At 71.1% G+C, this 12,758-nt stretch carries 10 protein-coding genes; 2 read left to right on the forward strand and 8 right to left on the reverse strand.

Translation table 11 applies throughout. The features are described from left to right. Both AB0O36_RS15595 and AB0O36_RS15600 read right to left on the reverse strand, forming a co-directional pair. Positions 1-459, reverse strand: coding sequence for a MarR family winged helix-turn-helix transcriptional regulator (locus AB0O36_RS15595; protein WP_365109649.1), 459 nt, complete (start codon positions 457-459; stop codon positions 1-3). A 34-nt stretch (positions 460-493) separates the two neighbouring features. Then, positions 494-1,117, reverse strand: a complete 624-nt coding sequence (locus AB0O36_RS15600) for a TetR/AcrR family transcriptional regulator (RefSeq protein ID WP_365109651.1) — start codon at positions 1,115-1,117, stop codon at positions 494-496. A gap of 110 nt (positions 1,118-1,227) precedes the next feature. Between AB0O36_RS15600 and AB0O36_RS15605 the strand changes: the two genes are divergently transcribed. After that, positions 1,228-1,800 carry an alpha/beta fold hydrolase gene (locus tag AB0O36_RS15605; RefSeq protein ID WP_365109654.1) on the forward strand — a complete coding sequence of 191 codons (573 nt, stop codon included), beginning with the start codon at positions 1,228-1,230 and terminating at the stop codon, positions 1,798-1,800. 152 nt (positions 1,801-1,952) lie between these two features. On the opposite strand, the gene pyk is transcribed toward AB0O36_RS15605, so the two are convergent. Together pyk and AB0O36_RS15615 are read right to left on the reverse strand one after the other, a co-directional pair. Then, entirely contained in the window at positions 1,953-3,380 is a 1,428-nt protein-coding gene (gene pyk, locus AB0O36_RS15610; protein WP_365109657.1) for a pyruvate kinase, read from the reverse strand. Positions 3,381-3,527: 147 nt separating this feature from the next. After that, positions 3,528-4,232, reverse strand: a complete 705-nt coding sequence (locus tag AB0O36_RS15615; protein WP_365109660.1) for an SIMPL domain-containing protein — start codon at positions 4,230-4,232, stop codon at positions 3,528-3,530. Positions 4,233-4,322: 90 nt separating this feature from the next. Between AB0O36_RS15615 and AB0O36_RS15620 the strand changes: the two genes are divergently transcribed. Continuing rightward, positions 4,323-6,125: a 5'-nucleotidase C-terminal domain-containing protein gene (locus tag AB0O36_RS15620; protein ID WP_365109663.1), complete on the forward strand. Its 1,803-nt coding sequence runs from the start codon at positions 4,323-4,325 to the stop codon at positions 6,123-6,125. A 3-nt stretch (positions 6,126-6,128) separates the two neighbouring features. Here the strand turns inward: AB0O36_RS15620 and AB0O36_RS15625 are convergent, their stop codons facing one another. From AB0O36_RS15625 to AB0O36_RS15640, 4 genes are all read right to left on the reverse strand, one after another. Next, positions 6,129-7,526: a SidA/IucD/PvdA family monooxygenase gene (locus tag AB0O36_RS15625; RefSeq protein ID WP_365109665.1), complete on the reverse strand. Its 1,398-nt coding sequence runs from the start codon at positions 7,524-7,526 to the stop codon at positions 6,129-6,131. Beyond that, entirely contained in the window at positions 7,523-8,965 is a 1,443-nt protein-coding gene (locus AB0O36_RS15630) for an aminotransferase class V-fold PLP-dependent enzyme (protein ID WP_365109667.1), read from the reverse strand. Before AB0O36_RS15630 ends, AB0O36_RS15625 begins: the two co-directional genes overlap by 4 nt. Before the next feature lie 617 nt (positions 8,966-9,582). Beyond that, positions 9,583-12,084, reverse strand: a complete 2,502-nt coding sequence (gene pepN / locus AB0O36_RS15635) for an aminopeptidase N (protein ID WP_365109670.1) — start codon at positions 12,082-12,084, stop codon at positions 9,583-9,585. A gap of 218 nt (positions 12,085-12,302) precedes the next feature. Next, entirely contained in the window at positions 12,303-12,650 is a 348-nt protein-coding gene (locus AB0O36_RS15640) for a chorismate mutase (protein WP_365109673.1), read from the reverse strand. Positions 12,651-12,758: the final 108 nt, after the last annotated feature.

Genomic DNA, 12,758 nt, shown 5'->3' on the forward strand with positions numbered 1-12,758 from the left:
CTACGGGAGGTCCGCGTCGCCGCCGAGGTTGTGGATCATGCGGCGGAGGACGTTGAGGGCGGCGGCGTAGTCGGCGGGGTCGATGCCCTCGTGCATGCGGTGGTGGACGGCGGCGTTGCGGGAGCGGGCGCGTTCGCGGCCGGCTTCGCCTTCGGCGGTGAGGGTGAGGGTGCCGTCGGGGGCTTCGGTGGTCCAGCCGCGGGCGGCGAGGTCGGCGTAGACGGCTTCGAAGTCGTGGTCCTGGTCGTCGAAGCGGGTGAGCTTCGCGGTGAGGGCGGGGCGGGTCCAGGTGCCGGGGGCGCCGGCGAGGTGGTTGAGGGTCCACCAGTGGGGCTGGGCGAGGTCTTCTTCGGCGAGGGCGGCGCGGAGGCCGCCGACGGCGAGGCGGTACGTTTCGCCGCTCCAGTAGCCGATGGGCTGGGCGGCGAGCCGGTCCTGGGGGTAGTCCTTGATCGTCATGGTGTGGACGGTAGGGGCTCAAGTGCGGTTGAGGTCAAAGGCTTTTGGTCGAAGGTGTCATGAGGCCGTGCAGGACGGTGGTGGCGTGGGCTTCGGCCTGGGCGGGGTCGAGGGGTGCGTGGCCGATGAGGAGTCGGTACCAGAAGGGGCCGAAGACGAGGTCGGTGGCGTGGGCGAGGTCGGTGGTGGCGGGGATTTCACCGCGGGTGACGGCGCGGGTGAGGAGGTGGGTGACGATGTCGCGGCGGGTGGCGGTCCAGGCGCGGAAGGGTTGGGCGAAGGCGGGGTCGAGTTGGGCTTCGGCCATGAGGCCGGTGAGGGCTTTGGTGCGGGTGGGGCTGTTGCCGATGAGGTAGAGGTCGGTGAGGAAGGCGGTGAGGTCGCCGGTGAGGGTGCCGGTGTCGGGTTCGGGGACGCGGGTGGCGGTTTCGTGGGCGTAGGCGTCCATGACGAGGTCGGGCTTGGATTTCCACCAGCGGTAGATGGTGCTCTTGGCGACGCCGGAGCGTTTGGCGACGCCTTCGATGGTGAGGGGTCCGTAGCCGTTCTCGATGAGGAGTGCGGTGGTGGCTTCGAGGACGGAGTGGTGGGCGTCTTCGTTGCGGTTGCGGCCGCCGGTGCGGGGTCGGCCTTGGGTGCTGTCCGGGTTGGTTGACACGGCATCACCCTAGCCTTAACCTCAAATCGAAACGCTGCGTAGCGTTTCGATTGACCGGGACGGCGGAAGACTCCTGCTGTCGGGTTCTATGGGTTCAAGGGGGAAGAGTCATGGGCAAGGTCGTGATCAACCACGGGTACGGGATGACCGGTGGTGAGCACTGGTACGGCTCGGTGGCGGGTGAGCTGTCGGCCGAGGGCCATGAGGTGCGGGTGCCGGACTTCCCGGAGCCGTTCGCGCCGGAGGCTGATGTGTGGGTGAAGGCGCTGGAGGCGGAGACCGGGGGCACGCCGGCCGGGGAGACGGTGCTGGTGGGGCACAGTCTGGGTGGTGTGAATGTGCTGAGGGCGCTCCAGCGGCACGACACGGAGGCCGAGGGGGCGTTCGCGGGGGTGGTGTTCGTGGCGTCGATGTCCGGGGAGGTGGGGTATGACGCGCTGGCGGCGTTCTTCGAGCCGGAGTTCGACTGGGTGCGGATCCGTGCGGCGGCGCGGGAGTTCCGGGTGTTGCATGCGGCTGACGATCCGGTGACGGGTGCGCGGACGGCGGAGCATGTGATGCGGTTCGTGACGGAGTTGGGTGCGACGGCGACGGTGACGGCATCGGGCGGGCATTTCCCGAGTACGGGTGAGAGCCGGTTGGAGCTGCCTGAGGCTGTGCGCCTGATACGCGAGGTGTTGTAGCGGGTGTGGCGGCCCGTGCGGGTCGGGCGGGCCGTCCGTCGGCCCCCGGCCCCCGTGTCCCCGGGTTGGCCGGGGTGCGGGGCCGGGACGGCTGGGTGGGCCGGGACGGCTGGGTGGGCCGGATCGGCCGGGTTGGCGTGGAGTGCCGGGGGTCAGCGGACGGCGTCGCCGATGTGGTGGACGCGGACGAGGTTGGTGGAGCCGGCGACGCCGGGCGGGGAGCCGGCGGTGATGACGACGGTGTCGCCGGGGGTGCAGCGGCCGATGCGGAGGAGTTCTTCGTCGACCTGGGCGACCATGGCGTCGGTGGAGCCGACGTGGGGGCCGAGGAAGGTTTCGACGCCCCAGGTGAGGTTGAGCTGGGCGCGGGTGGCGGGGTCGGGGGTGAAGGCGAGGAGGGGGATGGGTGAGCGGTAGCGGGAGAGGCGGCGGACGGTGTCTCCGCTCTGGGTGAAGGCGACGAGGAATTTGGCGCCGAGGAAGTCGCCCATTTCGGCGGCGGCTCGGGCGACGGCGCCGCCCTGGGTGCGGGGTTTGCTGTGGTCGGTGAGTGGGGGCAGGCCCTTGGCGAGGATGTCTTCTTCGGCGGCTTCGACGATGCGGGACATGGTGCGGACGGTTTCGATGGGGTGTTTGCCGACGCTGGTTTCACCCGAAAGCATGACGGCGTCGGTGCCGTCGATGATGGCGTTGGCGACGTCGGAGGCTTCGGCGCGGGTGGGGCGGCTGTTGTCGATCATCGAGTCGAGCATTTGGGTGGCGACGATGACGGGTTTGGCGTTGCGCTTGGCGAGTTTGACGGCGCGCTTTTGGACGATGGGGACTTGTTCCAGGGGCATTTCGACGCCGAGGTCGCCGCGGGCGACCATGATTCCGTCGAAGGCGGCGACGATTTCTTCGATGTTGTCGACGGCCTGGGGTTTTTCGATCTTGGCGATGACGGGGATGCGTCGGCCTTCTTCGTCCATGACGCGGTGGACGTCTTCGATGTCGTGGCCGTTGCGGACGAAGGAGAGGGCGATGACGTCGGCGCCGGTGCGGAGGGCCCAGCGGAGGTCGTCGATGTCCTTGTGGGAGAGGGCGGGGACGGAGACGGCGACGCCGGGGAGGTTGAGGCCCTTGTGGTCGGAGACCATGCCGCCTTCGATGACGGTGGTGTGGACGCGGGGGCCTTCGACGGCGGTGACTTCGAGGGTGACGCGGCCGTCGTCGACGAGGATGAGTTCGCCGGTGGTGACATCGGTGGCGAGGCCCTTGTAGGTGGTGCCGCAGGTGTGGCGGTCGCCTTCGGTTTCCTCGACGGTGATGGTGAATTCGTCGCCGCGTTCAAGGAGTACGGGGCCTTCGCGGAAGCGGCCGAGGCGGATCTTCGGGCCTTGAAGGTCGGCGAGGATGCCGACGCTGCGGCCGGCTTCGTCGGATGCCTTGCGTACGCGCTGGTAGCGCTCCTCGTGTTCGGCGTAGGTGCCGTGGCTGAGGTTGAGTCGGGCGATGTCCATTCCGGCTTCGACCAGGGCCTTGATCTGGTCGTATGAGTCGGTGGCGGGGCCCAGGGTACATACGATTTTCGCTCGGCGCATGGGCCGAGCGTATGCCCTACCGGGGGGTAGGAAGTGGGGTGTGGATGTCTGCTCAACAACCTTTGGGGAAAAGGTTGTTGACAAATGTTGAATGGGCACGGGGGTGCTCTGATGAGCACCCCCGGGGTGGGTCGGGCGGAGGGTTTTTCAGAGCTGTGGCGGGGTCATGGTGAAGCGTGCGTTGACCTGGGCGTAGACGGTCTGGCGCTGGGGTTCGAGGTCGAGGGGCGGGGCTGCGGCTTCCTCTCCGCCGCCGTAGGCCATGGAGCGCATCATGCCGGCGGGGGCGGCCATGGCGACGGGGGTGGCGTTCTCGGCGCCGAGGTCGGCGAGTTCGACGAGGGCGGCGAGGCGGGCGCCGAGGGCTTCGGCGTATTCGCGGGCGCGCTGGACGGCTTCGAGGACGGCCTGGCGGCGGGCCTGGCCGTGGGCCGGGGAGTCGGGGCGCAGGGCCCACCAGGGGCCGTCGACGCGGGTGAGTTCGAGGTCGGCGAGGCGGGTGGTGAGTTCGCCGAGGGTGGTGAAGTCGTTGAGTTCGGCGGTGATGTGGACGCGGCCGTGGTAGGCGCGGATGCGTTCGCCGCGGCCGTGGCGGGTGAGTTCGGGGGTGATGGAGAAGGCGCCGGTTTCGATCTTCTCGACGGGGTCGCCGTAGCTCTTGATGAGGTCGAGGACGGTGTTGTTGCGGCGGGTGAGGTCTTCGAGGGCGGTGCGGCGGTCGGTGCCGCGGGCGCTGACGGTGATGCCGATGCGGGCGATTTCGGGGTCGACTTCGAGGCGTGCTTCGCCTCGGACGGCGACGCGGGGCACTTCGGGGGTTCCGTAGGGCTGGGGTGCCGTGTCCAGGGTCATGAAGGTCACTCTCGCACCGTCGCCCGTTCGGGGGCAGAATCTACGCGCGTTGTTCACGCCTCACTGATACGCCTCACAAGGGGAGATGGCATGGCGTTCGACCGTAGGACGTTTCTGGGTACTTCGGCCGCGACCGGTGCGGCCGTGGCGCTGGCGGGGGCCGCGGGCTCTCCGGCGGCAGCCGCGGAGTCGCAGCGGGCCGCGAAGCCGCGGACGTACGCGTTCACCGTGATGGGGACGACCGATCTGCACGGAAACGTCTTCAACTGGGACTATTTCACGGACAAGGAGTTCGACGACAAGGCGCACAACGACGTCGGTCTGGCGAAGATCTCCACGCTGGTGGAGCAGGTGCGTGCGGAGAAGGGCCGGGGCAACACCCTGCTGATCGATGCGGGTGACACGATCCAGGGCACGCAGCTGTCGTACTACTACGCCAAGGTGGACCCGATCACGGCCCGGCGCGGGCCGGTGCATCCGATGGCGCAGGCGATGAACGCGATCGGGTACGACGCGGCGGCGCTGGGGAACCACGAGTTCAACTACGGCATACCGGTGCTGCGGAAGTTCGAGGAGCAGTGCGACTTCCCGCTGCTGGGTGCGAACGCGCTGGACGCGAAGTCGCTGCGGCCGGCGTTCGCGCCGTACAGCATGCACCGGCTGCGGACGCCGTGCGGGCGGGACGTGAAGGTGGCGGTGCTGGGTCTGACGAATCCGGGGATCGCGATCTGGGACAAGCAGAACGTCCAGGGGAAGATGACCTTCCCGGGCCTGGAGGAGCAGGCCGCGAAGTACGTGCCGCGGCTGCGGTCGATGGGTGCGGACGTGGTGATCGTCTCGGCGCACTCGGGTTCCAGCGGTACGTCGTCGTACGGGGACCAGCTGCCGTACATCGAGAACGCGGCGGCGCTGGTGGCGGAGCAGGTGCCGGGGATCGACGCGATCCTGGTGGGCCACGCGCACACGGAGATCCCGGAGTACCGGGTGAAGAACAAGGCGACCGGCAAGGACGTGGTGCTGTCGGAGCCGCTGAAGTGGGGGCAGCGGCTGACCCTGTTCGACTTCGGGCTGACGTGGGAGCGGGGCCGCTGGGCGGTGTCCTCGGTGTCGGCGAAGGTGCTGAACTCGAACGCGGTGGAGGAGGACCCGAAGATCACCCGGCTGCTGGGTGACGAGCACCGCAAGGTGGTCGCGTACGTGAACCAGGTCATCGGTACCTCGACGCAGGCGATGTCCTCGGCCGAGGGTCCGGTGAAGGACGTGCCGATCATCGATCTGATCAACCATGTGCAGGCGGACACGGTGAGGGCGGCGCTGGCGGGCACGGAGTGGGGGGCGCTGCCGGTGCTGTCGCAGGCCTCGTGCTTCTCGCGGTCGGCGGTGATCCCGTCCGGTCAGGTGACGATCCGGGACGCGGCGGGCCTGTACCCGTTCGAGAACACCCTGGAGGCGCGGCTGCTGACGGGTGCGCAGCTGAAGGACTATCTGGAGTATTCGGCGCGGTACTACGTGCAGACCGCGCCGGGTGAGGTGGTGGATCCGGCGAAGCTGACGAACGCCGAGGGCGTCCCGGACTACAACTACGACGCGGTGTACGGGCTGTCGTACGAGATCGACATCGCGCAGCCGAAGGGTTCGCGGATCGTGGGTCTGGCGTTCGGGGGGAAGCCGGTGGATCCGGCGGCGCAGTTCGTGCTGGCGGTGAACAACTACCGGGCTTCGGGTGGCGGCAACTTCCCGCACGTGCCCGGTGCCCGGCAGTTGTGGGCGAACTCGGATGAGATCCGCAACACGATCATTTCGTGGGTGAAGGCGAAGGGGACGGTGGACCCGGCGCAGTTCGCTTCGGTGGACTGGAGGCTGACGCGGGCGGGCGTGCCGGTGTTCGCGTAGTCGTCAGGGTTGTTCGACCAGTGGGAGCAGGTCGCCCTGGATGTGGGGGCGGGCGTGTTCCCGCTGGTCGAGGCCGAAGGTGGTGAAGGCGGTGCGGGCCGGCTGGGGGTAGGGGTTCTTGCCGGTGAGGGTGTTGAGGATGGTGGCGGCGCGCCAGGCGGCGAGGCCGAGGTCGGGGGCGCCGACGCCGTGGGTGTGGCGTTCGCCGTTCTGGACGAAGACGGATCCGGTGATGGCGGGGTCGAGGACCATCCGGTGGTGTTCGTCGATGCGGGGGCGGCCGGTGGAGTCCTTGCGGATGTAGGGGCCCAGGCCGGCGAGGAGGCCGTCGAGGGGGCGTTCGCGGTAGCCGGTGGCGAGGACGACGGCGTGGGTGGTGAGGCGGGAGCGGGTGCCCTGCTGGGTGTGTTCGAGGTGGAGTTCGATCTTGGTGGTGGCGATGCGGCCGGCGGTGCGGACGGTGACTCCGGGGGTGAGGACGGTGTCGGGCCAGCCGCCGTGGAGGGTGCGTCGGTAGAGCTCGTCGTGGATGGCGGCGATGGTGGTGGCGTCGATGCCCTTGTGGAGCTGCCATTGGGCGGGGACGAGGCGGTCGCGGACGGGTTCGGGGAGGGCGTGGAAGAAGCGGGTGTAGTCGGGGGTGAAGTGTTCCAGGCCGAGCTTGGAGTACTCCATGGGGGCGAAGGCCGGGGTTCTGGCGAGCCAGTGGAGGCGTTCGCGGCCGGCGGGGCGGGCGCGGAGCAGGTCGAGGAAGATTTCGGCGCCCGACTGGCCGGAGCCGATGACGGTGACGTGTTCGGCGCCGAGGATGCGTTCGCGGTTGTCGAGGTAGTCGGCGGAGTGGATGACGGGGACGGTGGGGGCGTCGGCGAGGGGGCGTAGGGGTTCGGGGATGTTGGGGGCGGTGCCGATGCCGAGGACGAGGTGGCGGGTGTGGGTGCGGCCGAGTGCTTCGGCTTCGCCGTCGGCGTCGAGTTGGGTGTAGTCGATTTCGAAGAGGTCGCGTTCGTGGTTCCAGCGGACGGCGTCGACCTGGTGGCCGAAGTGGAGTCCGGGGAGGCGGCCGGCGACCCAGCGGCAGTAGGCGTCGTATTCGGCGCGGTGGATGTGGAAGCGCTCGGCGAAGTAGAAGGGGAAGAGGCGTTCCTTGTGCTTGAGGTAGTTGAGGAACGTCCAGGGGCTGGTGGGGTCGGCGAGGGTGACGAGGTCGGCGAGGAAGGGGACTTGGAGGGTGGCGCCGTCGAGGAGGAGGCCGGGGTGCCAGTGGAAGTCGCGGGCCTGGTCGTAGAAGGCGGTGGCGAGGCCGCCGGGGGTGCCGTCGGCGAGGGCGGCGAGGGCGAGGTTGCAGGGGCCGATGCCGATTCCGACGAGGTCGTGGGGTGCATCGAGCTGGGCGGTCATCGGTGGGTGCTGCCTTCCAGGAGGGTCACGAGGGCGTGGAGGTCCGCCTCCGTGGTGTGGGGGTTGAGCAGGGTGGCCTTGAGCCAGAGGCGGCCGGCGGCGGTGGCGCGGCCGAGGACGGCGTGGCCGCCGTGCAGGAGGGTGCGGCGGAGGGCGGCGAGGTCTTCGTCGGTGGTGCCGGTGGGGCGGAAGAGGACTGTGCTGAGGGTGGGCGCAGCGTGGAGTTCGAAGCGGGGGTGGGCTTCGAGGAGTGCGGCGAGCCGGTGGGCGGCTTGGAGGGTGTGGTCGAGGAGCCGGGTGAGGCCGTCGCGGCCGAGGGCGCGGAGGGTGGTGGCGATCTTGAGGGCGTCGGCGCGGCGGGTGGTGCGGAGGGAGCGGCCGAGGAGGTCGGGGAGGCCGGCTTCGGTGTCGTCGGTGGCGTTGAGGTAGTCGGCCTGGTGGCCGAGGGGGGTGAGGTGGCCGGTGTCGGGGACGGCGAGGAGGCCGGCGGCGACGGGTTGCCAGCCGAGTTTGTGCAGGTCGAGGGTGATCGAGCGGGCGCGGTCGAGGCCGGTGAGGAGGGCCCGGTGGCGGGGGTTGCCGCTGAGCGCGAGGAGTCCTCCGTACGCGGCGTCGACGTGGAGTTCGGCGCCGTGCCGGTCGCAGAGGTCGGCGAGGGCGGGGAGCGGGTCGATGAGCCCGGCGTCGGTGGTGCCCGCGGTGGCGGTGACGAGGACGGGGCCGGTGAGGCCGGCGAGGGCTTCGTCGAGTGCGGCGGGGTCGAGGGTGCCCGCGGGGGTGGGCAGGGCGATGGCCGGGGGGAGGCCGAGGAGCCAGGCGGCGCGCGGGACGGAGTGGTGGGCGTTGGCGCCGTGGAGGACGGCGAGTGGGGGGCCTCCGGGGCGCGTGTGCCGTTCGCGGGCGAGGAGTACGGCGAGCTGGTTGGACTCGGTGCCGCCGGTGGTGACGACGGCGTCGGGGTCGGCCCGGCCGGGGTAGACGCCGGCGGCGAGGGTGCGGGTGAGCCGGGCTTCCAGGGCGGAGGCGGCGGGGGCCTGGTCCCAGGAGTCCAGGGAGGGGTTGAGGGCGGAGGCGGCCAGGTCCGCGGCGGCGGCGAGGGCCAGCGGCGGGGTGTGGAGGTGGGCGGCGCAGCGGGGGTCCGCGGGGTCCGCGGCGCCTGCTGCGAGGAGCCGGACCAGGGTGGTGAGGGCTTCGGTGGGGCCGGTGCCGTGCTCCGGCAGCACGCCGGGCCCGGCGAGTGCGGCCTCGACGGCGCCGGTGACGGCGTCCGGCCCGCCGGCCGGCAGCGGCCCGCGGCGTGCGGCTGCGCCGTGCTCCAGGGCGGCGAGGACGCTGCCGAGGAGGGGCCGCAGGGCGGCAGCGCCTTCGGCTCCGCCGGCGAGGGGTGGCAGGGCGACGGCCGTGCCGTCGTCCGGGCCGGGGTCGGTGTGCGCGGGCATGGGGTCCTCGGGGGCTGGCCGGGTGGCCGGTGCGCCACCTGGTCAGCCCAACGAGCGGACCCCGCTCGCGGTAACCACCGGTTCCCTGCGGGGCTTTGCGGGGTGCCTTGGTCCTGCGGGGCTTTGCGGGGTGCGCCCTGCGGAGGCTACGCCTCGGGCGTGGCCGCTGCGCGGTGCCATGCCCCCACCCCGCCCTCCCCAGACTCCGTCCGGGGGGACCCCCATCCCGAAACCGTGGCTCCGCCCCGGACCCGTTCCGGGGTTCGGGCTGGGCGGGGTACGGCCGTCGGCCGGGGTGTCCCGGTGTGCCCACCCTCCCCCAAGTTCTCGGCTGCGCTCGAACAGGGGGGACCCCCATCGCCCTGCGGGACGCCTGCCCACACCGCGGTACTTCGGCTGTCCACACGGGGGGTACTCACCTGGGGAGTCGGAGTGTGGCGGGAGGGGGACCGGGGTTGAGGGTGGGGGTGTCCGGGACACTCAAGCGTGATGTGTGGCGCGCCCGCCGCCAGGCAACCGGACCCTGCTCAGCGCGCCGTAAATCATGCCGTCCCGGACACCCCACCCGGAGCCCCCGGCCCCCGCACCCGAAGCCGGGCAGCCGTCGGCCCCGCGCCTCAGGATTCGCGGACGCGGAGGGCTCGGGCGAGGTCGTCCAGTTGGTCGATGAGCTTGCGGCGGAGGAGGGGGAGGATGTCGTCCGCTTTGAGGCAGGCGCGGCCGGTCTGGAGGTGGTCCTCGTCGACGGCGTGGGCCGGGAAGGCGTAGCGGCCGGCCGCTTCGGCGATGGCCGGGCCGCGGCGGGCTGCGACGGCCACGGCGTCCTGGTAGAAGCGGGGGACGTAGCCCTCGACCAGTTCGGCCTGTTCGGGCTGCCAGAAGCCCTGGGCGGTGGCGGCGAAGAGGTAGTTGGACAGGGTCTCGTCGTGGAACATGCGCTGCCAGGCGGTGGCCTTCGCCTCCGGGTCGGGCAGGGCGGCCCGGCAGCGGGCTGCGCCTTCCTGGCCGCTGGCGCTGGGGTCGGCGGCGAGTTCGGCGGCGATCTCGGGTTCGCCGACCGCGCCGAGGACGGCGAGGCGGGCGAGGATCCGCCAGCGCAGCTCGGGGTCGAGTTCGGGGCCGCCGGTGACGGTGCCGTCGGCGAGCCAGGCGGCGATCGTGTCGGGCTGGCCGGCGCTGTCGATGAAGGTGCGTACGGCGGCCAGGCGCATGCCCGGGTCGGAGCCGTCCTCGGTGCGGCGGATCAGCGCGCGGGCCGTGGAGGTGATCAGGGCGAGGGCGCCGGTGCGGTCCCCGGCCGGGAGGTAGCGGTCAGCGATCTGGGTGCGGGCGAAGCCGAGGACGCCCTCCACGATGGCGAGGTCGGTCTCCTCGGGGAGGTGCGCGTGGGCGGTCTCCAGGTAGGAGGAGGGTTCGAGTTCGCCGTCGCGGACCATGTCGCGGAGGGCGTTCCAGATCACGGCGCGGGTCAGCGGGGAGGGGATGCGCGAGAGGCCGCGGATCGCGGCTTCCCCTGAGGTCTCGTCGAGGCGGATCTTGGCGTAGCCGAGGTCGCCGTCGTTGAGGAGGAGCAGGGCGGGCCGCGGGCCGGAGACGGAGAGGACCTCGTCGGAGGGGATGTCGAGGGGGAGCCGTTCGCGGAGGACGAGGGTGCCGTCGGCGGCGCGGTCGTAGAGGCCGGCAACGATGTGGTGGGGGCGGCTTCCAGTGCGGTCGACGGTGAGGGTCCAGCCGCCGGGGCTCTCCTGGACGGCGGGGCTGAGGGTGTCGATGCCGGTGGTGCGCAGCCAGCTCTCGGCCCAGGCGTGGACGTCGCGGTCGGTGTGGGCGGCGAGGGAGTCGACGAAGTCCGCGAGGGAGGCGTTGCCGAACTTGTGGCGGGCGAAGTGGGTGTTGATGCCGGCCAGGAAGTCGTCCTCGCCGAGCCAGGCGACGAGCTGGCGGAGGGCGGAGGCGCCCTTGGCGTAGGAGATGCCGTCGAAGTTGAGGAGGGCCGAGGCGGTGTCGGGGACGCCGTCGGGGTCCGGGGCGACGGGGTGGGTGGAGGGGCGCTGGTCGGCGTCGTATCCCCAAGCCTTGCGGGTGACGCCGAATTCGGTCCAGGTGTCGGTGAAGCGGGTGGCTTCGGCGGCGGTCTGGTAGCCCATGTACTCGGCGAAGGACTCGTTCAGCCAGATGTCGTCCCACCAGCGGAGGGTGACGAGGTCGCCGAACCACATGTGGGCCATCTCGTGGGAGATGACCATGGCGCGGGTCTGGCGTTCGGTGTCGGTGACGGCGGAGCGGTAGATGAATTCGTCGCGGAAGGTGACCAGGCCGGGGTTCTCCATGGCGCCGGCGTTGAATTCGGGGACGAACGCCTGGTCGTAGGAGTCGAAGGGGTACGGCTCGGTGAACTTCTCCTGGTAGCGGTCGAAGCACTGCCGGGTGACGGTGAGGATCTCGTCGGCGTCGGCGTCCATGTGGGGGGCGAGGGACTGCCGGCAGTGGATGCCGAAGGGGAGGCCGGCGTGTTCGGTGGTCACCGAGTGCCAGGGGCCTGCGGCGACGGCGGCGAGGTAGGTGGAGATGACGGGGGTGGCGGCGGTCTGCCAGATGCCTGCGCCGTCGGTGTCGCGGGTGCCGGTGCGTTCGGCGATGCCGTTGGCCAGGACGGTCCAGTCGGCGGGGGCGGTGACGGTGAACTCGAAGACGGCTTTGAGGTCGGGCTGGTCGAAGGCCGCGAAGACGCGCTGTACGTCGTCCATGAACATCTGGGTGTAGACGTACGTCCGGCCGTCGGCCGGGTCGGTGAAGCGGTGCATGCCCTCGCCGGTGCGGGAGTAGCGCATCCGGGTGTCGACGCGGAGCTCGTGCGGGCCTTCGGTGAGGCCGGTGAGGGGGAGCCGGTTGTCGGTGAGGGCGGCCGGGTCGACGGGGTGGCCGTCGAGGGTGGCGGAGCGCAGCTCCTCGGGTTTCAGTTCGACGAAGGTGTCATCCGCTGTGCGTGTGGTGAAGCGGATGAGGGTGGTCGAGTCGAAGGTGTCGTCACCGGTGGTGAGGTCGAGGTTGACCGTGTAGCGGTGGACGTCGAGGAGGCGGGCGCGGGTCTGCGCTTCGTTGCGCGTCAGTACGGGCATGGGGACATGCTGCCTCACCTGGCGGTTTTGCCCCAGGGGCCAATTTCCTCACGGCGTGGGGGCGGGTGGGGGTGGTTCGGCTGTCGCGTTGGGCTGCTGCGATGGGCTGCCGCGTTGGGCTGCCGCCGGCCCTGGGCTTCTGCCGTCCTGGGCTTCTGCCGTCCCTGGGTTGCCGTTGTCCCTGGGCTGCCGCCGCCCTGGGCCGGCGCCGCCCCGGGTCAGTCTTCCGCTGCGGCGATGGTCTCGTGGTGGCGGATGACCTCGGCGATGATGAAGTTGAGGAGCTTCTCGGCGAAGGCCGGGTCGAGCTTCGCGTTCTCGGCGAGCTGGCGGAGGCGGGCGATCTGGCGGGCCTCGCGGCCGGGGTCGGCGGGGGGCAGCTGGTGGCGGGCCTTGAGGTGGCCGACCTGCTGGGTGCACTTGAAGCGTTCGGCGAGCATGTAGACGACGGCCGCGTCGATGTTGTCGATGCTGTCGCGGAGGCGGGTGAGCTCGGCGGCCACCGCCTGGGCCGTGGGGTCCTCGGCGGTGAGGGCCTCGGCGATCACGTCGTCGCTGTTGTTCATGGTCACCGAGCTTACGTGGCCCGGCGGGGGGTTTCCTCGGGCCGACCGGTCCGTGAGACGGCGATGGCTGCCCGGCGGGGCGGGGCTTGGCCGGCTTCGGGTGCGACG

The organism is Streptomyces sp. NPDC089799, from assembly GCF_040684755.1.
Lineage (GTDB): Bacteria > Actinomycetota > Actinomycetes > Streptomycetales > Streptomycetaceae > Streptomyces.